The organism is Chitinophaga lutea (assembly GCF_003813775.1).
Taxonomy (GTDB): Bacteria; Bacteroidota; Bacteroidia; order Chitinophagales; family Chitinophagaceae; genus Chitinophaga; species Chitinophaga lutea.
Genome location: NZ_RPDH01000001.1, coordinates 2,487,015 through 2,507,483 on the forward strand (window position 1 = coordinate 2,487,015; position 20,469 = coordinate 2,507,483).

Annotated in this window: 14 protein-coding genes; 8 read left to right on the plus strand and 6 right to left on the minus strand. The window is 54.9% G+C overall.

What is annotated here, in order from left to right; all coding sequences use genetic code 11:
• The 3 genes from EGT74_RS10040 (at window position 1) to EGT74_RS10050 (ending at window position 6,356) form a co-directional block, all read left to right on the plus strand.
• Window positions 1-1,380, plus strand: a complete 1,380-nt coding sequence (locus tag EGT74_RS10040; protein WP_123846372.1) for a RagB/SusD family nutrient uptake outer membrane protein — start codon at window positions 1-3, stop codon at window positions 1,378-1,380.
• 362 nt (window positions 1,381-1,742) lie between these two features.
• Window positions 1,743-4,871: a SusC/RagA family TonB-linked outer membrane protein gene (locus EGT74_RS10045; protein ID WP_123846373.1), complete on the plus strand. Its 3,129-nt coding sequence runs from the start codon at window positions 1,743-1,745 to the stop codon at window positions 4,869-4,871.
• A gap of 33 nt (window positions 4,872-4,904) precedes the next feature.
• On the plus strand, window positions 4,905-6,356 hold the full coding sequence (locus EGT74_RS10050) for a RagB/SusD family nutrient uptake outer membrane protein (RefSeq protein WP_158618081.1): 1,452 nt from the start codon (window positions 4,905-4,907) through the stop codon (window positions 6,354-6,356).
• Between the two features lie 60 nt (window positions 6,357-6,416).
• On the opposite strand, the gene EGT74_RS10055 is transcribed toward EGT74_RS10050, so the two are convergent.
• Window positions 6,417-7,562: a redoxin domain-containing protein gene (locus EGT74_RS10055; protein ID WP_220392834.1), complete on the minus strand. Its 1,146-nt coding sequence runs from the start codon at window positions 7,560-7,562 to the stop codon at window positions 6,417-6,419.
• A 190-nt stretch (window positions 7,563-7,752) separates the two neighbouring features.
• Window positions 7,753-9,210 carry an Asp-tRNA(Asn)/Glu-tRNA(Gln) amidotransferase subunit GatB gene (gene gatB / locus EGT74_RS10060; protein ID WP_123846375.1) on the minus strand — a complete coding sequence of 486 codons (1,458 nt, stop codon included), beginning with the start codon at window positions 9,208-9,210 and terminating at the stop codon, window positions 7,753-7,755.
• A gap of 92 nt (window positions 9,211-9,302) precedes the next feature.
• Here gatB and EGT74_RS10065 point away from each other — a divergent pair, with 92 nt between their 5' ends.
• The gene (locus EGT74_RS10065; protein WP_123846376.1) at window positions 9,303-10,676 is read left to right on the plus strand and encodes an aldehyde dehydrogenase; all 1,374 of its coding nucleotides are present in this window, start codon (window positions 9,303-9,305) and stop codon (window positions 10,674-10,676) included.
• Window positions 10,677-10,731: 55 nt separating this feature from the next.
• On the opposite strand, the gene EGT74_RS27155 is transcribed toward EGT74_RS10065, so the two are convergent.
• The gene (locus EGT74_RS27155; RefSeq protein ID WP_123846377.1) at window positions 10,732-11,706 is read right to left on the minus strand and encodes a PDZ domain-containing protein; all 975 of its coding nucleotides are present in this window, start codon (window positions 11,704-11,706) and stop codon (window positions 10,732-10,734) included.
• A gap of 144 nt (window positions 11,707-11,850) precedes the next feature.
• Window positions 11,851-14,481 carry an alanine--tRNA ligase gene (alaS, locus tag EGT74_RS10075; RefSeq protein ID WP_123846378.1) on the minus strand — a complete coding sequence of 877 codons (2,631 nt, stop codon included), beginning with the start codon at window positions 14,479-14,481 and terminating at the stop codon, window positions 11,851-11,853.
• 292 nt (window positions 14,482-14,773) lie between these two features.
• On the opposite strand from alaS, the gene EGT74_RS10080 reads away from it, so the two are divergent.
• The 3 genes from EGT74_RS10080 to EGT74_RS10090 all read left to right on the plus strand — a co-directional run bounded on the left by EGT74_RS10080 (window position 14,774) and on the right by EGT74_RS10090 (window position 16,924).
• Complete coding sequence (locus EGT74_RS10080) at window positions 14,774-15,736, plus strand: M23 family metallopeptidase (RefSeq protein WP_123846379.1); 963 nt, start codon at window positions 14,774-14,776, stop codon at window positions 15,734-15,736.
• A 122-nt stretch (window positions 15,737-15,858) separates the two neighbouring features.
• On the plus strand, window positions 15,859-16,407 hold the full coding sequence (locus EGT74_RS10085) for a MerR family transcriptional regulator (RefSeq protein ID WP_246008171.1): 549 nt from the start codon (window positions 15,859-15,861) through the stop codon (window positions 16,405-16,407).
• Between the two features lie 10 nt (window positions 16,408-16,417).
• On the plus strand, window positions 16,418-16,924 hold the full coding sequence (locus EGT74_RS10090) for a thioredoxin domain-containing protein (RefSeq protein WP_123846380.1): 507 nt from the start codon (window positions 16,418-16,420) through the stop codon (window positions 16,922-16,924).
• A gap of 68 nt (window positions 16,925-16,992) precedes the next feature.
• On the opposite strand, the gene EGT74_RS10095 is transcribed toward EGT74_RS10090, so the two are convergent.
• Window positions 16,993-18,096 carry a mechanosensitive ion channel family protein gene (locus EGT74_RS10095; RefSeq protein WP_123846381.1) on the minus strand — a complete coding sequence of 368 codons (1,104 nt, stop codon included), beginning with the start codon at window positions 18,094-18,096 and terminating at the stop codon, window positions 16,993-16,995.
• A 14-nt stretch (window positions 18,097-18,110) separates the two neighbouring features.
• Window positions 18,111-19,253, minus strand: coding sequence for an amidohydrolase family protein (locus EGT74_RS10100; RefSeq protein WP_123846382.1), 1,143 nt, complete (start codon window positions 19,251-19,253; stop codon window positions 18,111-18,113).
• Window positions 19,254-19,359: 106 nt separating this feature from the next.
• On the opposite strand from EGT74_RS10100, the gene prfA reads away from it, so the two are divergent.
• The gene (gene prfA / locus EGT74_RS10105) at window positions 19,360-20,427 is read left to right on the plus strand and encodes a peptide chain release factor 1 (RefSeq protein WP_123846383.1); all 1,068 of its coding nucleotides are present in this window, start codon (window positions 19,360-19,362) and stop codon (window positions 20,425-20,427) included.
• Window positions 20,428-20,469: the final 42 nt, after the last annotated feature.

Consider the following 20,469-nt stretch of genomic DNA (forward strand, 5'->3'; position numbering starts at 1 on the left):
ATGAAAGCAATCCATTCCTACTTCGCAATACTGTCTTGCTGCCTCGCCACATCCTGCCTCGGAGAACTGGATGTGAAACCCACCGAAAGCGTGGATCAGTCGGTGGCGTTCCAGACCATCGACGACCTGAATGCCGGCGTGCTCGGCGTATATGCCGGCCTCGGCACTTCCAGCATCACCATCAGTTCGTTGATGGCCGATGAAAATATGCTGCCGGTAGAAAACAGCACCAATAAAGGCGTACAGGTTTTCAGCTGGAAACAGGAGCCTGTTATTGCAGACATCGGCCAGGCCTGGCAGAATTTTTACATGGTGATAGACCGCGCCAACCGCATCCTCGCGGAGATCGACGGTGTGGTGGTAACGGGGCAGGAAGAAAGCAGGAGAAGCCAGCTGAAAGGGGAGCTGCTCGCCATCCGCGCCTATTGCCATTTTGAGCTGCTGCGGCATTACGCGGTGGATTATGATCCCGCATCGCCCGGCGTGCCGGTGATGACGGTGTCTGAAGCGGGCAAACCCGCCAGGGTGCCGGTGAGTAAAGTGTTCGAGCAGATCGATGCCGACCTTGCCGATGCCCGTACGCTCATTCCCGTTAGTTACACCGCCAACACCCATGTTACCGCACTGGCCGTGGTAGCCATGCAGGCCCGCTCCGCCCTCTGGCAGCAGCGCTGGAGCCTCGCCATCACGCATGCCGGCACGGTGATCGACGCGATGCCCCTGGCAACCGCCGCACAGTTTCCCGATATCTGGCTCGATAAAAGCAATGCGGAAGTGATCTGGAAACTCAAGCGCGAAGCGCAGGATGCGAAGCTGGGCGACTTCTACCGCGAGGGAACGAGAGTGATGTATGCGCCTGCCTTCAAACTCATGAACAGCATGAACGCCGCAACCGATATACGTTTCGGAGCCTGGTGCAAAGACCTTGGCGCCGGCCGCTGGACCGTCAACAAGTACATCGGCGGTCAGCCCGCACTGGCGAACCTCGCCGACGTGAAATTGTTCCGTGTGGCCGAAATGTATCTGATACGCGCGGAAGCGTATGCGAACAGCGGCGCCGCAGGCCTGGTACCCGGTACGGCCGACCTGAATGCGCTGCGCGCGAAAAGAATCAGCAACTATGTACCGACCGTTTTCGCCAGTAACGCGGCGCTCGCCGACGCCGTGATGGAAGAGCGGTATAAAGAGCTCGCATTCGAAGGTCACCGGTATTTCGACCTGCGCAGGAAAAAAGCCATCATCAGCCGCATTCCGCAGGACGCGGCACAGGCGCCTTCCGCCCTTACGCTCACGCCGGATATGAGAGCGTATTATATGCCCATCCCGCTCCGGGAATTGCAGGCCAATGAAAATATGACCCAGCATCCCAAATACCAGTAATTTTTCAAGATAAGTTGAGAAAGCCGCTCCTTCCCCGGAGCGGCTTTCTGCATTGCGGGAAGCACTGTTTTGCCGCCCCTGAAGCACGGCTCTTTCAGTATGAACTTATCCTGTTATATCTGAAATAACATATGTGTTAATGGTGTTATTTTAACTTTTATTGGTGGTTTATTCGCAAATTCTTAGTAAATTACCGTTGTAACTCTTTGTGACCCGAAAGCAGCAGCAAATCTTTAACCTGTCTTTGCAATAGCTCTATTGTCCCGATCCTTTGGATAGGCTATAACCCTTTAGCAATCAAAATCGTCCTGTTGAATCCCTGATTTGAACAGTTAAGATTTCTTCACCAAAATCCATTCGAGATGAAAAGAATGTTACTCCTCATGTTCTTTTCGGTTTTGATGTGCGGGCAGGTCCTGGCCCAGTCGCGCGTCATTACCGGGAAGGTAACCGATGCAAAAGACGGAGCTCCGCTGCCGGGCGTTACCGTCTCCATTAAAGGAACTTCCAAGGGCACCATTACCAATGCAAGCGGAGACTACCGGATTGAAATATCCGGGCCGTCTGACGTGTTGGTCTATTCGTTTATTGGTTACGGCAGCAAGGAATTACCGGCGCCGGAAGGCGCTTTGCGCAACGTGGAACTGGTCATCGACGACCGCACCCTGCAGGAAGTGGTGGTAACGGGGTATGTCGACATCAAGAAAAAAGATGTGACGGCTTCCACCGCCAACATCGACGGCAGCAAGATCAACAACAAGCCCATCCAGAGTTTTGACCAGGCGCTCGATGGCCTCGCCGCCGGCGTGAACGTCAATGTACAATCCGGTATGGTGGGCGATGCGGTGGCTATCCGCATCCGGGGCGTCAACTCCATCAGCAACAGCGCACAGCCGCTGATCGTGGTAGACGGTGTGCCGCTCAACACTGCCACTAACCTGAATGTGTTCAATAGCGGCAACGGTACGCGCTTCAATCCGCTGGCGGACATCAACCCGAACGACATCGCATCCGTGGATGTGCTGAAAGATGCCGCTGCTGCCGCATTGTACGGTTCACGTGCAGCCAACGGCGTGATTGTGATCACCACCAAACGCGGCTCCAAAGGCGCGGTGAACGTGGGGTACAACACTACCCTCGGCTGGGCCAGAGGCGCGCGCATTCCGAAGGTGCTCGACGGCGACCGCTTTATCGCCATCCAGAATGAGAAGGCTTCCAACGCCAATATTGCCGCTGTTGCCGCGGATATCGACGTGAACCAGGACGGCCAGCCCGACCGCACCAACTGGATAGATGAAGTGTTCAAGACCGGCTTCTCACAAACCCACCAGCTGAATTTTTCCGGTGGCGGAGATAAAGCACAGTATTACGGTTCTTCAGAGTATGCAGACATGAAGGGGTTCGTGGTTACCAACCGCCTGCGCAGGGGCTCCGGCAGGATCAACCTCGACCTCACGCCCAAACCCTGGCTGAAGGCCGGTATCAGCCTGTACGCATCGCGTGCGCTGAACAACGGCGTATTGTCTGACGGCTTGCTGGCCGGTTCTACCGTAGCCGGTTACAACGCGCCGCCCAATGTGCCGATATACAATAATACCGGCGACTATGGCGGTTATTATCTCAATCCCGCCAACCGCGACCTCGGTAACGGCAACAACAACGTGGCTTTCCGCCTGAACCGTTTCTTCCACCCGTTGACCACCGTGTACATGGGGCGCAACGATAACCAGAGTAACCGCACCCTGGCGAGCATCTATGGAGAACTGACGCCGGTGGCCGGACTGAAAATCACTTCCCGTTTCGGGATCGACTACATCCAGAATTTTGAAGACCAATACAGCGGCCCCGATCAGGCCGGTCTTGGTTTCGGCTTCAACGGCCTCGTGCAGGAAAACCTGTTACGGCTCAACCAGTGGAACTGGTCCAACTTCGCATCTTACAGCCGCACTTTCGCACAACTGCATAACATGACACTCACCGCCGGTGTGGAATATCAATACAGTAAACGTACAGAACTATTTACAGGGCAGGGTAACCTGGCCGATGATTATTTCAAGTACATCTATGACGGGTTGTTTGCCGGTACGGACAATTCGTTTACCGGCGGTACCGCGAGCGCCCGCGCTTTTGATTCTTATTTCGGGCGCCTGGCCTATAATTATGGCGGTAAATATTATGCAGAGTTTGCTTTCCGCGCGGATGCCTACTCCGGCTTCGGTATCAACAACCGGCGGGGGTATTTCCCCAGCGGCTCCGTGGGCTGGCGTATTTATGAAGAGAGTTTTTTCAAGGATAACATCGACTTTGTAAACGACCTGAAACTCCGCGCCAGCTACGGTGTGGTAGGGAATTCGGAGATCGGCCCGTATGCTGCCCGCACGTTGTATGGCGGCGGACAGTATGCAGACGTGAACGGTTTGTCGATGGCGCAGATCGGCGACCCTAACCTGCAATGGGAATCATCCCGCAAGCTGGACATAGGGCTGGATGCGTCTTTCCTCCGGAACCGCATCAGCCTGGTGCTCGATTATTTTAACAACGACGTGGACAAACTGGTGCTCGACGCGCCTGTGCTGAGAACCGTCGGCGTGCCTGCTTCATCCGTCACCACCAACATAGGCGCCATGCGCAACACCGGGTTTGAAATCACGGTGAATGCAACGCCGGTTGAGTCCAAAGACTTTACCTGGAGAACTTCCGCCAACTTCACGTCCATCAAAAACAAGATCAAAAAACTGGTAGACGGGACGGACATCATCAGCGGTTCCAACCGCGCGAGTGTGGGCCGTCCGCTCGGTGTGTTCTACATGATACGCTGGGCAGGCGTGAACCCCCAGACCGGTTATGGGCTGTTCATGGATAAAACCGGTACGGTGAAGATGTACAACCCTTCACCCGGCGTTGCAACGGCAGACCGGTGGACGACGCCGGACGGCAGTACGAAAGTGACGGCCATTACCGCCAGCGATGCCGTTTATCTCGAAGGAGTGACCGGTTACCCGACCTGGTTCGGCGGATGGGACAATACGCTTTCCTACAAAGGATTCGAGCTGAACATCCAGGTACAGTTCAGTGGCGGCAACTCCGTACTGAACACTACCCGCCAGGGGCTGATGACCAACTTCCTGCAGAACAACATCGTGGAAATCGAAAAGCGCTGGACGCCTACCAATACCAATACGAGCGTACCGAAGATTTTCCTGACCGACAACATCACCACGCAGACCTCCACCCGCTGGCTGGAAAAAGCGGATTACCTGCGCCTGAAAACCGTGATGCTGGGCTACACCTTCCCGAACATCAAACAAAAACTGGGCATGACCAATCTGCGGCTGTATGTGGCGGGCGATAACCTCGCACTGCTTACCGGTTATTCCGGGCAGGATCCGGAGATCAATACCAACCGCACGGCCAACATCGCTTTCGGCGTAGACAGCCGGGGCGTGCCGTTGCCGCGCACATTCTCCATCGGCCTGAATGCCAGTTTCTAAACGGTTTTGATGTTACGCTTAAAACTTACTATTATGACGACGATCAAACATACCATACTCCGATATATCAGCTGCCTGGCGGCGAGCCTGCTGCTGATGACGGCCTGCTCCAAGGTAGACGAGCAGGAGCCGTTCGTGAATATCGATCCTGCGCAGATCTTTAACTCGCCTCAGCGGATCGAAAGCGCCGCCATCGGGATGTACAATGCCCTGCAGAATGCGGAGTTCCTCGGCGGCCGCGTGCTGATTTATGTAGACCAGCGCGGCAACGATGTGAACGTGTCTACCTTCTTCGGTAATGTGCCCACCTTCAACATGATCTCGAATAATGCCATTGCGCAGAACGCATGGACAGGCGGCTACCGCACCATTTTCGAGACCAATTATTTCATGAAGAAACTCAAGGAAAACGAATCCGTGATCGGCGCCGATGCCGCGAACGTGTATTATGGCGAGGCGAAGTTCATTCGTGCATTGTGTTATTATTACCTCGTGAATCTATATGCGCAAACGTACGTGTTCACTGCCGATGCAAGCCACCCAGGTGTTCCGCTGGTGCTGGATGCAGTTACCAACGGCGCCGAAGCACTGTCTGCCGCGAATAAAATTCCGCGTGCGACCGTGAAGCAGGTGTACGACCAGATGCTGGCCGACCTTACCGATGCATCCGCTGCCCTGCCGGTGACCTGGAATGATGATTATTTCAATCATGCGAGGGCTACCAAAGCCGCCGCCGATGCGCTGATGGCCAGGATTTACCTGGTGATGGGGCAGTGGGCCAACGCCAATGCAAAAGCAGACGCGGTGATCGGTTCCGCCCGCGGTTTCGCGCTCACCGCCGACCTGCGGGATTATTTCAACAAGGATAATTATGCGACCAACAAGGAAGGCATTTTTTCAGTGGCCACGAACTCTTCCGACAACCCGAACACGAACAATGCCATTGGCCAGCACTACAGCCCGCTGGGCCGTGGGGATATTTCGGTGAGTGCGGCATACCGCAACCTGGCGAATTTCTCCGCTACCGACGAGCGCCGCACGCAGCTGCTGCGCACCACCGGCACTACCACGCTCACGTACTGGACCGGTAAATATTATACCACCACGTTTGATTCGTGGGTACCGGTACTGCGCCTGGGTGAAATAAAACTGATCAAAGCCGAAGCGCTCGCGCGCCTGAGCCCGGCCGTTGCAGATCCCGCCGCGCTGGCTACGCTGCTGGAAATCCGCACGCGTTCCAACGCCGGCGCACTCGTGCCGCCCGCTACGCAGGCAGCACTGGTTGACCTGATATTGACGGAAAGAAGGATCGAACTGGCGTTTGAAGGACATGGCATGATCGACTTTTTGCGGACCAAAAGGAACATCCCCGCCCGCCCGCCTACCCAGGCAGAGATCGCCTGGAACGCGCAGCTGGTAATATTCCCGATTCCTTTTGTGGACACGCAACAAAACCCACAACTGATACAAAATCCCGGATACTGATTGAAGCATAAAAAAAGGGCCGCGCTGCAAAGCCGGCCCTTTTTGCTGATGGAATATTTTTTATTTGAGCACTTCGCTCAGTTTGGTTTCGAGGCCGCGGCCACGCAGGTTGGCGGCTACCACTTTACCCTGCGGGTCGATGAGAATATTGGTAGGGATGCCGGTGATGCCGTACAGGGGTACAACAGCCGATTCCCAGAATTTCAGGTCGCTGACGTGGTTCCAGTTCAGCCCGTCGTCCGCAATCGCTTTCAGCCAGGCGTCTTTTGTTTTGTCGAGGGAAACGCCCAGTATGGTGAAGTTCTTGTCTTTGTATTTCATGAAAGCATTCACCACGTTCGGGTTTTCCTGGCGGCAGGGGCCGCACCAGCTGGCCCAGAAATCCACCAGCACATATTTCCCTTTGAAAGAACTGAGGCTGATGTTTTTGCCGTTCGGGTCGGGGAGCGTGAAATCAGGCGCGTCCTTGCCGATGAAAGATTCCGGCCCTTCCGCGGAAGCGGTGGTCTTTTCTTTCTGCACGTCGGCCAGGAATGTTTGCATATCCTTTACCATGGCGTTGTTGGGGAAGCGTTTAATGATGTCTTCCAGCTCCTTTTTGTGGGAGAGCATGTCTTCCGCATCTTTAAAACCTACGAGGTTAATGGCAAACACGGCCGGAACGGGGTGTTTGGTTTTCAGTGCAGCGTCGAGGAAATACTGTTTGTATTGCGCTTCTTTTTTCTCGAAGGCGTCCATGCGCGCAGCCATCAGGCTGTCCGGCGTTTTGGCGATGCGCAGGCTGTCCATCGCCTGCATTTCTTTGCTGAGCGCCTGTGTTTTTTCGCTGTATTGATTGAGCAGTTGCTGTACTTCTGAAGTTGCTTCGGAGCCCTTTACATTGATCTTTTCCAGTTCGTTGTAATCACCGCTGATGCTCATGTCGCCGGCATCGAGGGCCAGCAGGATGTATTTGCCGCTTTCGAAGCGGATGCGGTATAAACCCTGTTCCGTTACCATGCCGTCGAGCTCCACTTTCCCGGAGGCGTCTTTCACGGCGGTAGTATCCACTACTTTGGGCGCCTGGCCGGAAATTTCTTCCAGGTACACTTTTTCAAGCGGGGCATTGGCCAGCTTGACGTCGATTTTAAAGGCTCCTTTCTCCTGGTGGCTCGCACATCCGGCCAGCAGGGCCGCGCCGGAAATCCATAGGGCTAATTTTCTCATGACTTTTCTTTTTTCGTATGACAAATTCAAAAATAGGGTTAAATACCCGGATGCACCCCCGCAGTTTTGTTAAATTATGTAACCGGCGTGCGGGCATGTTACGGGTGTGAACAGTGTAACTTATATGATCATGCTGCGGCCGTAAGGCAGTTTGCCCGGCCATTCACATAATTTGGGATGAACGGCAGGCCTAGCTGTTTAACTGTTTGAGCAGTAACTCGTTGGTGAGCTTCGGGTCTGCTTTTCCGGCGCTCATTTTCATCACTTCTCCCACAAACAGGCCGATAAGGCCTTTTTTGCCGGCTTTGAACTCGGCCACTTTGCCGGGGTATTTGGCCAGTACGGCCTCAATCACGGGCAATATGCTGTTTTCATCCGTATCCTGGATGAGGTTGAGATCGGTGGCAATGGCCAATGGCGTTTTACCCGGCGCTTCCATCATGGCGGGCAGGATGCGGGAGGAGGCGATGGAAAAATTCACCTTCCCGTCTGCGATCAGCGCAATGAGACCCGCCAATGCCGCGGGCTGCAGCGGGAACTGCTCGATGGAGCTGTTCTGTTCGTTCAGCCACGATTTAACAGGGCCCAGCATCCAGTTGGCCGCGGCCTTGTGATGCGGGGTGGCGTTAATCAGGTTCTCAAAATAGACGGCGGTGGGTTTATCGTCGCAGATCACGCGGGCATCGTATTCCGGCAGCTGCAGGTCGCGCATGTAGCGCTGCACCATTTCTTCGGGCAGCTCGGGCAATGCGGACCGGATATCGTCCAGGAACGGCTCGGTGATGCGGAACGGCGCCAGGTCCGGCTCCGGGAAGTAGCGGTAATCGTTCGCCTCTTCTTTGGAGCGGAGGGGGAAAGAGCTGCCGTTGGAAGCGTCGAAACTGCGGGTTTCCTGCACGATTCTTTCGCCGGCTTCCACCAGTTCTATCTGCCGTTTTATTTCGTTTTCGATCGCACGTTTCACGTTGCGGATGGAGTTCATGTTTTTTACTTCCACCTTGGTGCCCAGGCTGGTATCGCCTTTCAGGCGGATGGAGATGTTGGCGTCGCAACGCATGGAACCTTCTTCCATGTTGCCGTCGCACACTTCCAGCCAGCGCACGAGGCGGCGCAGTTCCGTCAGGTAGGCGTAGGCTTCGTCTGCATGATGCAGATCGGGCTCGGTCACGATTTCCACCAGCGGCACGCCTGCCCGGTTGTAGTCTACCATGGTATTGTCCGGGTCCTGGTCATGCATCGATTTGCCGGCGTCTTCCTCGAGGTGGATGCGGTTCAGCTGCACATGGCGGGTTTTGCCGTCGGCAAAAATGGGCACATAGCCGCCCAGGCAGATGGGGGCCGTATGCTGGCTGATCTGGTACCCTTTGGGCAGATCGGGATAAAAGTAGTTTTTGCGGGCGAAGAAGTTTTCGCGCTCGATCTCGCAATGGCAGGCAAACCCCAGCCTGATGGCCAGCTCTACCGCTTTCCGGTTAAGGAAGGGCAGGGTGCCGGGGTGGCCCAGCGTAACGGGACTGATGTGGGTGTTCGGCTGACCGCCGAAAGCAGCGCTGTCGCTGCTGAAAAGCTTGCTTTGCGTTAAGAGCTGGGCGTGAACTTCCAGGCCTATCACGGCTTCATACTTGTTATAATCGATGCTTGCGCTCATACTATTTTCTCCGGACTGATTCCCACAAAGATATTCAAACTGCAAAAAAGCAGGGAATTTTCACGAAATTACGGGGAACATACCCGATTCCCATGCATGCAGTTACTGATACTTACAATGCCCAGCGGCGTTTTTTCGACTCCGGCGCTACCCGGCCGTACGCCTTCCGCAAGGCGCAGCTCAAACAGCTGAAAAAAGTGATCAAACGCCACGAAGCGGCCATCCTGGGGGCGCTGTACGCAGATCTGCACAAACATCCCATGGAGGCCTTCGGGAGCGAAGTGGGGCTGTTATACGATGAAATCGATCATACCCTGACCAACCTCCGGCAATGGATGCGGCCGCAGCCGGTAAGTTCGCCGCTGCTGCATTATCCCTCCGGCAGCAAAATATACCCGGAGCCCAAGGGCTTGACCCTGCTGATCGGGCCCTGGAATTACCCGTTCCAGCTGTTGATCAACCCGCTGATCGGGGCTATCGCCGCCGGCAACTGCGCCATCCTCAAACCCTCTGAAATGGCGCCGCAAACGGAGGCCGTCATCCGAAAGGTGATCGCCGAAGCGTTCGACCCGGCGTTTGTAACGGTGATAACGGGCGAAGGGCACCTGGTGATCCCGGAGATCATGCAGCACCGGTTCGATCATATTTTCTTTACCGGCAGCATCCCGGTGGGCCGTAAAATCCTGGAAATGGCCGCGCCCCACCTCACCCCCGTCACCCTGGAACTGGGCGGAAAAAGCCCCTGTATCGTCGATAAATCGGCCGACCTGAAAACGGCCGCCCGCCGCATCATCTGGGGCAAATGCTGGAATGCGGGTCAGACCTGTATTGCGCCGGATTACGTGCTGGCGCACCACAGCATCGTAACGCCGCTGCTGGAGCATATGAAAACGGCCATCACACAGTTTTTCGGGGACAATCCCGCGGAAAGCCCCGACTACGCCCGCATCATCAACGAAAAGAGGTTCGACCAGCTGACGGCTTATCTTCAGCAGGGGACCATCGAAACGGGCGGCGTTACCGACCGGGCCGGTAAATACATCGCCCCCACCATTCTCACCAACGTTTCATTCGATGCGCCGGTGATGAAAGAAGAGATTTTCGGGCCCGTGCTGCCCCTGATCCCTTACCGGGAAACGGACGAGGCCGTGGCGATGATCGCAAAAAACCCATATCCCCTGTCGCTTTACCTGTTTTCCGGCAGCAGTAAAACCGAAAAAACGTTCATAGAACGCGTGGCATTCGGGGGCGGCTGCATCAACAATACGCTGGTGCATTTTACCAATGCGGAACTCCCTTTCGGCGGCGTGGGCTACAGTGGAATGGGGCGTTATCACGGCCGCTCCAGCTTCGAGGAATTCACGCATATGAAAGGTGTGATGAAAACGGCCACCTGGCTGGATGTGCCGGTGAAATACCCGCCCTTCGGCAACAAGATCAGACTCGCCAAAATGATAATGAAATAAAAGAAGCGGCCCGCATTACGCGGGCCGCTTCTTTTGGCTTACACTTAAACTATACTTACAGATTTTCGGTATTCAGTTTTTTAGGCACCTTAATGGTGAGCGTGGCGGACTTGCCGTTACGGAGCACCTTTGCGTTGATGGTGCTGCCTTCTTTTTGGGCGCGGTAGGCATCAGCTACTTCCCCGGCGTTCTTCACCGTATTGCCGTCCAGCTCCGTGATCAGGTCGTTTTCCTGGAAACCCGCTTTTTCGGCGGGGGAACCCTTGGAGACGCCGAGTACTTTGGCGCCGTTGCCTTCTTCAGTGTCCTGCACGGATAAGCCCAGACGGGGGCCGCTTCTGCCTTCGGGTGAAAAGCCCCGGAAGGAGGGCATGTCTTCCCGGAAACGGAAGGGCTGGCCGGGCCGCTGCGGGATGCTGAACACCCGGGGAGCGGATTCTTCCCTTTTGTTGAGCGTGGTGTTCGCTTTGGCTTCTTTGCCGCCGCGTTTGTACGTCACCGTTATTTTGTCGCCGGGCTTCATTCCGCCGATCGTCTCATATAAATCCTGCGGCTCGCTGATCTTTTTATCGTCGATCGCCGTGATCACATCGCCTTCCTTCAGGCCGGCTTTTTCAGCGGCGCTGCCATCGGCCACTTCCACTACCGTGGCCCCTGCGGCTTCTTTCTTTTCGGTGATGACGCCCAGCACGGCTTTATTGCCGCCGAGGGTGATGGTCTGTTCCTCATCGCGGCCGTCTTCATCGAAAATAAAAGGCATACCGCCCATATTGCCGTTGCGCGGCACGATGCGGCGGCGCTGGATGATCACATCGCCGTTTTTGTACTCGTCGAGCTTTTTACCGTCTGCGAGCACTTCGCCGTCTTTGATTTCAATGGTGACTTTTGCGTCTTCACTGCCGCCTTTTCTTTTGATAATGATCTCATCATACTCTCCCAGTTTGCCGGAGCGTTTTTCCTGTGCGGCGGCGGGCAGCGCCAGGGTGGTGGTCAGGGCGCCCATGCTGAGGATGTACAATATTCTGCGCATAAAAAAACAGGTATTGGTTTTGGCAAATTTAAGGAGGGAGAGGGGTAAGAAAATGTTAAAATAGACGGGCGGGCGGAAAAGAAAAAAGGCCGTCCGGGTGTTTCCGGACGGCCTTTCAGCTGATTTTATCGCGAAGGCACTGCCTTACAGCAGCCCTTTTACTTTTTCAATCACGGCCGGGAGGTTGCTGGCGTCCTGCCCGCCGGCGGTGGCCAGTACGGGTTGTCCGCCGCCGCCGCCTTTGATGAGCGGGGCCACCTGTTCCTTGACGATTTTCTGGGCGTTGAGGCCCTTGTTTTTCACCAGGTCGTCAGACACCATGATGGCCACCTGCGCTTTGCCGCCCGCATTGGCGCACAGCACTACCAGGTAAGGAGCGGCCAGCTGGTCTTTGATGGCGAGGGCAAACTGTTTCAGCATATCGGGGCTGGAAGCGTCTACCTGTGCGCCGATGAACTGGATGCCGTTGACGGTCACAGCCTGGGCGGGCAGTGAAGCGGCCAGCATCTGAACCTGTTTCAGTTCGAGGGCGGCCAGCTGTTTTTCCAGCGCGGCTTTTTCGCTGACGAGGTTTTCCACCGCCACGCCGGCGTCTTTCGGGTTTTTCAGCTGGGTTTTCACGGCTTTCAGCTGCTGGAGCTGTTCGTTCACAAAAGCTTCCGCTTTGGCGCCGGTAACGGCTTCCACCCTGCGTACGCCCGCGGCCACAGCGCCTTCCGACTGGAATTTGAACAGTCCCAGTTCGCCGGTGCTGCCCACATGGGTACCGCCGCACAGTTCGATGGAATAATTCGGGTCGATGGTCACTACCCGCACGGTTTCACCGTATTTTTCACCGAACAACGCCATGGCGCCCAGTTTTAGGGCCTCTTCACGGGGCAGTTCCTTTATCACCACGGGAATGTTTTCCCTGATTTTTTCATTCACCATCGCTTCAATGGCGGCCAGTTCCTCGTCCGTCACTTTGGCGAAATGCGAAAAGTCGAAGCGCAGGTAGTCCGCGTTCACGAGCGAGCCCTTTTGCGCCACGTGCGTGCCCAATACGTTGCGCAGCGCCGCGTGCAGCAGGTGCGTGGCGGAGTGGTGGCGGGCAGTGCCCTGCCTTTTGGCTGCGTCCACTTCGGCTTTCACCACGCCGTCGATTTGCGCCGGCAGGGTATCGGTGAAGTGCACGATCAGGTCGTTTTCTTTTTTGGTATCGGTAACGGCGATGGTTTCACCGTTGAACGTCAGGGTGCCGGTATCACCCACCTGACCGCCGCTTTCGGCGTAGAAGGGCGTTTTATCGAGCACCAGCTGGTATTGTTCTTTCCCTTTGGCTTTGATCTTGCGGTATTTGAGCACTTTCGCGTCGGCCGTCAGTTCGGTGTAGCCGGTGAAGATACCGGAGGGCTGCTCGTCGAGGAGCGTCCAGTCGCCCATATCCAGTTCGGTAGCGGCGCGGGAACGGTCTTTCTGCTTTTTCATTTCGGCCTCAAAACCTTCCATGTCAACAGCATAGCCTTTTTCAGTGGCGATGAGGTTGGTCAGGTCGATGGGGAAGCCATAGGTGTCGAACAGCTCAAAAGCGGTTTTGCCTTCAATGACCGGTTTTGCGGCCGAGGTTGTTGCGCCCGTTATCGCTTCAATCCTGCCCAGTCCACTGTCCAGCGTGCGCAGGAAGCTGTTTTCTTCTTCGAATACCACTTTCTTCACAAAATCCACCTGCTGCTGCAGTTCGGGGAATACATTGCCGAACTGCTCTGCCAGTACGGGCACCAGCTCGTGCAGCAAAGGCTTTTTAACGTCGAGGAAAGAGAAATAGTACCGCACGGCCCTGCGCAGGATGCGGCGGATCACGTAACCCGCGCCATTGTTGGCGGGCAACTGCCCGTCTGCGATGGTGAAGCAGATGGCGCGGATATGGTCGGCGATTACGCGGAAGGCAATGTCTGCCTTGCCGGTATCGGAATTCGTGTATTGTTTGCCGCAGAGTTTTTCCGTAGCGCGGATCACGGGGGTGAACACGTCGGTGTCGTAATTGCTCTGTTTGCCCTGCAATACGCGCACGAGGCGCTCGAAGCCCATGCCGGTATCCACGTGTTTAGCGGGCAGGGATTCCAGGGAACCGTCTTTCAGACGGTTGAACTGCATGAATACGTTGTTCCATATTTCGATCACCTGGGGATGGTCGTTGTTCACGAGGTCTTTCCCCGGTACGCTGGCGCGTTCTTCCTCGCTCCGGCAATCCACATGGATTTCAGAACAGGGGCCGCAGGGGCCGGTATCGCCCATCTCCCAGAAGTTGTCTTTTTTGTTGCCGAGCAGGATACGGTCTTCCGAGATGTGTTTTTTCCAGAAGGCCATCGCTTCACTGTCCGGCTCCAGGCCTTCCGCCTTATCGCCTTCGAACACCGTGACATACAGCCGGTCTTTCGGCAGTTTGTACACGTCGGTGAGCAGTTCCCAGCTCCAGGCGATGGCTTCTTCCTTGAAATAGTCACCGAAGCTCCAGTTGCCGAGCATTTCGAACATGGTATGGTGGTAGGTGTCGATGCCTACTTCTTCCAGGTCGTTGTGTTTTCCGCTTACGCGCAGGCATTTCTGCGTGTCTGCCACTCTTTTGTAGGGAGCCGGTTTGTTGCCGAGAAAAATGTCCTTAAACTGGTTCATGCCCGCGTTGGTAAACAGCAGGGTAGGGTCGTTTTTCACCACGATGGGGGCCGAAGGCACGATGTGGTGGCCTTTGGAAGCAAAAAAATCCAGGAATTGTTGTCTGATCTCGGCTGCGGTCATAAAATATTACTACGTATTAATATCTAATTTTAACTTTATAATTGCGTCGCTCCTAAATTTGGCGTTTATTTGTATTTTATGCAAAGTGGCACGCCGGGAAAATTGGCGTTCAAAAGGTTGCCGTTTTAGCCTAATTCACTTAGGTTTGTACACCTCCGATTTGACCGAACAATTTTAAAGGGCTGGTTGAACGCGGTGCAAAAATATCGAAATAATCAAAAACATGCTATAACCGCCGTTTTCCTGTGAAAAAACCGGGAATGCGCACACGCCATATCAAGCCAACGGGTTCATGAAGAAAGTCAAATATTTCTATAATACACAAACGCTCAAGTACGAAAAGCTCGTAGTATCCCTGCGGGTGAAAATTCTCCGGATACTTGGGTTTCTATCAGCCGCAATCGTTACAGGTATCCTGTTCCTGTCGGTTGCCTACCGTTTTCTCGACTCTCCCAAGGAAAAACTGCTCCGCCGCGATATCGACAACATGAAAGAGGAATACGACGGTCTGAAGGGGCGTATGGCGGAACTCAAAACCCAGATCGACGAGCTGCAGCACCGCGATAACGCCATTTACCGGGTGATTTTCGAGGCGGCGCCCATCCCCGACAGTGTGCGTGCCGGCAAGCCGGAGAAAGACGACGAGCTGCAACGGAAAGACAACAAAGAGATCATCGCCAGCGCCGAAAAAATGCTGAAGGAGCTGACCAACCGGGTGCAGGTGCAGGAAAAATCGTATTTGCAGATAGAAGACCTGATCAAGAACAAACAGAAAATGCTGGCTTCCATCCCGGCCATCCAGCCGGTGTCGAATAAAGACCTCGACCGGATCGCGTCCGGCTTCGGGTACCGGATTGACCCGATTTACAAAACGATGAAATTCCACAGCGGGCTCGACTTTACCGCCCCGTCCGGCACGCCGATTTACGCCACGGGCGACGGCACCATCGAGGAAGCCAGCCTGAGCGATGTAGGCTATGGTAACCATGTGGTGGTGAACCACGGGTATGGGTACAAATCCCTGTACGGCCACATGGTGCGCATGAAAGTGAAAAGGGGACAGGCGGTGAAGCGCGGCGACGTGCTCGGCTGGGTAGGCAGCACCGGCAAAAGCACCGGGCCGCATTGCCATTACGAAGTTTCTAAAAACGGGGTAAAAGTAGATCCCGTGTATTTCTTTTATAACGACCTCACCCCCGAACAGTTCGACCGTATGCTGAAAATTGCCCGCTCCGGCAACCAGTCATTCGATTAATGGAATGATTATTGGAGGAAATGCCCGGTTGTGCAAAAAAATAGGCGGTTTGGCGGGGCAGGATGCGTGAGCGATTCCGTAATATTGTATCTGTATTCTTTCAATTACAATTGATTTCGGTTATGATGCAGCAACTGGATTTATTTGCGACAGAACCGCAAACACCCGTACCGCCCAAAGCGGGCCAGCCGCCTGTAACGGATAAAGATAAGGATGCACAGGGAGCGGCAGACGGCCAGGCGACCGGCGCAGCCGGCGTTGTGGAGTTTCCCGGCAAGGGCAAAAAACGCGGCCGCAAAAGCCTCAAGGAGCTGGCCGGCGATCCGACCGTTATCCAGGAACTGGAAAAACTCACGCTCGACAAACAGTATTATTCCATCAGCGAAGTGGCCGGCATGTTCCGTGTTAATACTTCCCTGGTGCGGTATTGGGAAAATGAGTTCGATATCCTCCAGCCGAAAAAGAACCGGAAAGGAGACCGCCTCTTCCGCCAGGAAGACATTCACAACCTGAAACTGATTTACCATTTGCTGCGCGAGCGCAAATACACGATCGAAGGAGCGAAGCAGAAGCTGCGCGAAGACAAACGGTCGGCCTCACGCAATTTTGAAATGGTGAAGTCGCTGCAGAAAGTAAGAGCATTTTTAACAGAGTTAAAAGATCAATTATAAACCAGATATTATGCGTTTACACAGAGTATTATTAGGATGCGGTTTGTTATTGTCCACCGTAGCCATGGGCCAGAACGGTCCCAAAGTGGTGAAGGGCAAGCTGGAACTGAAACAATTAAGCAACGATTCTGCCTTTGCCTGGTTTTACACCGGCGTGAATAAATATGATGTAAACGCCAACATGGTGAATTACATCAAAACGAACAAAGACAAAATCAAACTGGTGGCGCTGGTGAACACTGCCGACGAAGCCAGCCGCAAACTGCTGCCCGCTTTTTATAAAGTGATGATCCTGGCCAGCGTGCCCGAAGAAAATATCCAGATGTTCGGCGTGGACGCTTCCGGCGACACCGGCAACCCGGCGGCAGACGGCTTCAAGGTGAAAAAATATCCTACCATTCTCGTGTTGCAGGACGGTAAGGAAGAGGGCCGCATCAGCGGCGGCGCGAAAGAATCCGTAGAGCAGGACATCGCACAGATCCTGATGAAAATGAATGCCAAGAAAAAATCTGAATAAAGCCTGGTAAAGGCATAAAAAAAGAGGGCGCATCCATTATGGAGCGCCCTCTTTTTTTATGCGGTAATTTATGCCGCAGGGCCTGCGTCCGTTTTCATGGCGAGGCGCACGCCGTTCTGTTCAAGTATGCCGATGGCGGCAAGGTTCACGTTCTCACGCAGATCGAGGTACCGGTTGCCGTCGAGGATGTTCGTCATGTAAATGATCTGGAGCACGAAAGAATCTTTATTAAAATCGAACAGGTTCACCGAATAACCCGGCTCCACGTCGCGATGTTTTTCGAGATAGGCATGAATGCTTTTCACCACCTGGGTAACGGCGGCAGCCGGTGTGTCGGCCGCCAGCTCCATCTTGATGGCCACGCGCTGCTGGGTGCGCAGCGAAAGGTTGTCGAGCACGGAGTCCACCATCTTTTTGTTCGGCACCGTCACGAATGTTTTTTCCAGCGTGCGGATGCGTGTGCTGCGCAAACCTATTTTTTCAACCGTGCCCTGGAAGGAGTCCACTTTCACGGAATCTCCCACACGGAAGGGTTTGTCTGAAAATATGATAAAGGAACCGATGAGGTTCTCAATGCTTTCCTTGGCGGCGAGGGCGAGGGCCGCCGCACCGATACCGAGGCCTGCCACGAGCTTTTCCACCAGCTCTTTCCCGAACAGGATATTGATCAGCACCATCGCGCCGAGGATCACGATGATGGCCTTGAAGAAGTCGCGGAAAAAAACGATGAACTGGTTGTCGGTTTTATCTTCCGTGAGGTCGGCCTTCCTTTCGAGGATGAGGGAGATGAAGTGGATGAGGCGCAGCATGATCCAGATGATGGTGATGCTGAACGTCACCTTCACCAGCAGCTGCGTCAGGTCTTTGAGCTGGTACGGGCCAGTGGGACGGTTGTAGAGCGTGATGTTGACGTCTGCCGGGAAAACCAGGTGATTGCTGGCCATAATGAAAGCCGTCAGCAGCAGGAAGTATTCGATCGGGCGCAGCAGCAGCTCCACGAACTCGTGTTGTTTGATCTGCGGCGACCAGTGTTTGATCAGCCTGAAGAGGCCGGCGGCAAGGTTTTTCGACAGAAAGCGGCGGATGAAGAATACGAACAATACGATACCCAGCACAATGCTGTAATTGCGGATGGTATTGTCGAGGATCACATGGTTTAAAAAGTCGTTCATAGTTATGCTGTAATTCAGATATTGAAGGCTTTGGCGGTATCGCCGGTGATTTGTACGACGCCCGGTTTTTTCCCTTTTTCAAAACTCCCGAATTGCCCGCTGATGCCGAGCGCTTCCGCGCCGTTGAGCGTGGCCCATTGCAGCAGGGTTTCCAGGGGAATGTCCGGGAAGCGGGCGCGGATAGTTTGCATTTCAGACCAGACAGACAGCTGGTGATTCGAGGCCAGGCTGTCTGTTCCCAGTGTGATGTGTGCGCCGGCGCGGTGCAGCGCTCCCACGTCCGGCAGCGTGCCCTCGATGTACAGGTTGGCGTTCGGGCAAAGGCACCACGAAACATCGGGAGAAGCCGCTTCCGCAAAACGTATGTCCGCTTCCGTTGTATACGTGTTATGCACCAGCAGCATGCGTTGCGCGCTGCTGAAATAGGGCAGGTAACTCTGCAGGCTGCTGAGGCCGGTAGGCCGGAATTCAGTGGCCGGGATGTTGAAGTGCCTGAAAAAATCGAGGAATGGCCCCGTTTTGTTGCTGTACAGTTCGTTTTCGCCCGCGGTTTCCTGGTTGTGGATACTGAGGGGGGCATTGTTATCGATGCCCGCGATGAGCCGGAAAAGCGTGGCGGAAACCGAGTAGGGAGCATGCGGGACGAGGGAGCCCGGCAGTTTGTAGCCCCTGAACTGCGACATCACGATCAGCGAATGTTCGAGCCGCTGCGGTGCCGATGCGTCCACAAACCCCATACACTCCACGAAGCTGTGCCAGTAGAGAGAAGAGTTTAATTTCAGCGGGATGGTGGCGGTGGTGTTGCAGATATCGCCGACGGCCGCGATCCCTTCCTGCTGCATGGCCCCTGCGGCATCGGCCATGGCCTGTTGCAACACATCCTGCCCGGAAGGCTGGCGCTGCTCCATCACGGCGGTGAGAAAGCGGGGGAGACCGGTGCCTTCCGGGATCACACCTTTCATATGCGATAGTTCAAGGTGGCAATGCGTGTTGATGAAGCCGGGGCAGAGCACGCCCTCCACGCGGCGGACGCCCTCGCCCGCCCAGGAAAGGGGCACCACGGCCGAAACGGTGCCGTTGTCGTCGAGCACCAGCACCCGGTCCGGGCCCAGAAAGCGTTTGCCGTCAAAAATGTCATCTGCCGTCAGCTTAATCATGCATTCCCCTTTTTATTGTTCCTAAAAATGTAATTTTGCAACCCAAAGCAATTACGAATTACGCAATTTTCGCTGGTAATTCGCAATCTACAATCTTAATTAAATCATGATAGATAAACTAGATGCCATCAAAGGCCGGTACGAACAGGTAGCCCTGGCCCTTACCAACCCTGAGGTGGTGAAAGATAACAAGCAGTTCAGCAAGCTGAGTAAAGAGTACCGCCAGCTGGAAAAAATCGTGAAGGCCTACGATGCCTACCGCAATTTGCTGGATGCTATCGCCTTTAACAGGGAAGTGCTGGAGAGTGGTGATGACGAGATGCGTGAACTGGCGAAAGAAGAAACGGAAAGCCTGGCCGAGCAGAAAGAAAAAGCGGAGGCCGACATCCGCAACCTCCTGATCCCGAAAGATCCGCAGGATGAGAAAAATGCGATCCTGGAAATCCGGGGCGGCACGGGTGGCGATGAGGCAGCGCTGTTTGCCGGCGACCTGCTGCGCATGTACCTGCGCTATTGTGAGAACAGGGGCTGGAAAACGTCCATCATGAACGAGAATCCCGGTTCCGTAGGCGGTTATAAGGAAGTGGTGGTGGAAGTGACCGGCGACGATGTGTACGGTACGCTGAAATTCGAATCCGGCGTGCATCGCGTGCAAAGGGTGCCCGCCACGGAAGCTTCCGGCCGTGTGCATACCTCCGCAGCCACCGTGGCAGTGCTGCCCGAAGCGGAAGATGTGGACGTGGACGTGCGGGAAGCCGATATTAAAATGGACACTTTCCGCTCTTCCGGCGCAGGTGGCCAGCACGTAAACAAAACCGAGTCTGCCGTGCGCCTCACGCACATCCCCACCGGCGTGGTGGTGGAATGCCAGGAAGGCCGCAGCCAGCACTCCAACCGCGATATCGCCATGCGCATGCTGCGTACCCGTATTTACGAGGCCGCCGTGCGGAAACATGAAGACGCCATCGCCTCCCAGCGTAAAAGCCTTGTATCTACCGGCGACCGTTCCGCTAAAATACGCACCTACAACTATCCCCAGGGCCGTATCACCGACCACCGGATTGGTATGACCGTCTACAATATGGACGCTTTTATGAACGGGGAGATCGGCGATATGGTGGAAGCCCTCCAGTTTGCGGAGAATGCGGAGAAGATGAAGGGCGACCAGCAGTAAGCCTGGCGGCAGTTAACCGATATGTTAATATTGAATGAACCC

Bases quoted from the DNA above. Each gene is read 5' to 3' on its own strand.
- EGT74_RS10040 (WP_123846372.1), top strand. From the start codon at position 1: ATGAAAGCAATCCATTCCTACTTCGCAATACTGTCTTGCTGCCTCGCC.
- EGT74_RS10045 (WP_123846373.1), top strand. From the start codon at position 1,743: ATGAAAAGAATGTTACTCCTCATGTTCTTTTCGGTTTTGATGTGCGGG.
- EGT74_RS10050 (WP_158618081.1), top strand. From the start codon at position 4,905: ATGACGACGATCAAACATACCATACTCCGATATATCAGCTGCCTGGCG.
- EGT74_RS10055 (WP_220392834.1), bottom strand. From the start codon at position 7,562: ATGAGAAAATTAGCCCTATGGATTTCCGGCGCGGCCCTGCTGGCCGGA.
- gatB (WP_123846375.1), bottom strand. From the start codon at position 9,210: ATGAGCGCAAGCATCGATTATAACAAGTATGAAGCCGTGATAGGCCTG.
- EGT74_RS10065 (WP_123846376.1), top strand. From the start codon at position 9,303: ATGCATGCAGTTACTGATACTTACAATGCCCAGCGGCGTTTTTTCGAC.
- EGT74_RS27155 (WP_123846377.1), bottom strand. From the start codon at position 11,706: ATGCGCAGAATATTGTACATCCTCAGCATGGGCGCCCTGACCACCACC.
- alaS (WP_123846378.1), bottom strand. From the start codon at position 14,481: ATGACCGCAGCCGAGATCAGACAACAATTCCTGGATTTTTTTGCTTCC.
- EGT74_RS10080 (WP_123846379.1), top strand. From the start codon at position 14,774: ATGAAGAAAGTCAAATATTTCTATAATACACAAACGCTCAAGTACGAA.
- EGT74_RS10085 (WP_246008171.1), top strand. From the start codon at position 15,859: ATGATGCAGCAACTGGATTTATTTGCGACAGAACCGCAAACACCCGTA.
- EGT74_RS10090 (WP_123846380.1), top strand. From the start codon at position 16,418: ATGCGTTTACACAGAGTATTATTAGGATGCGGTTTGTTATTGTCCACC.
- EGT74_RS10095 (WP_123846381.1), bottom strand. From the start codon at position 18,096: ATGAACGACTTTTTAAACCATGTGATCCTCGACAATACCATCCGCAAT.
- EGT74_RS10100 (WP_123846382.1), bottom strand. From the start codon at position 19,253: ATGATTAAGCTGACGGCAGATGACATTTTTGACGGCAAACGCTTTCTG.
- prfA (WP_123846383.1), top strand. From the start codon at position 19,360: ATGATAGATAAACTAGATGCCATCAAAGGCCGGTACGAACAGGTAGCC.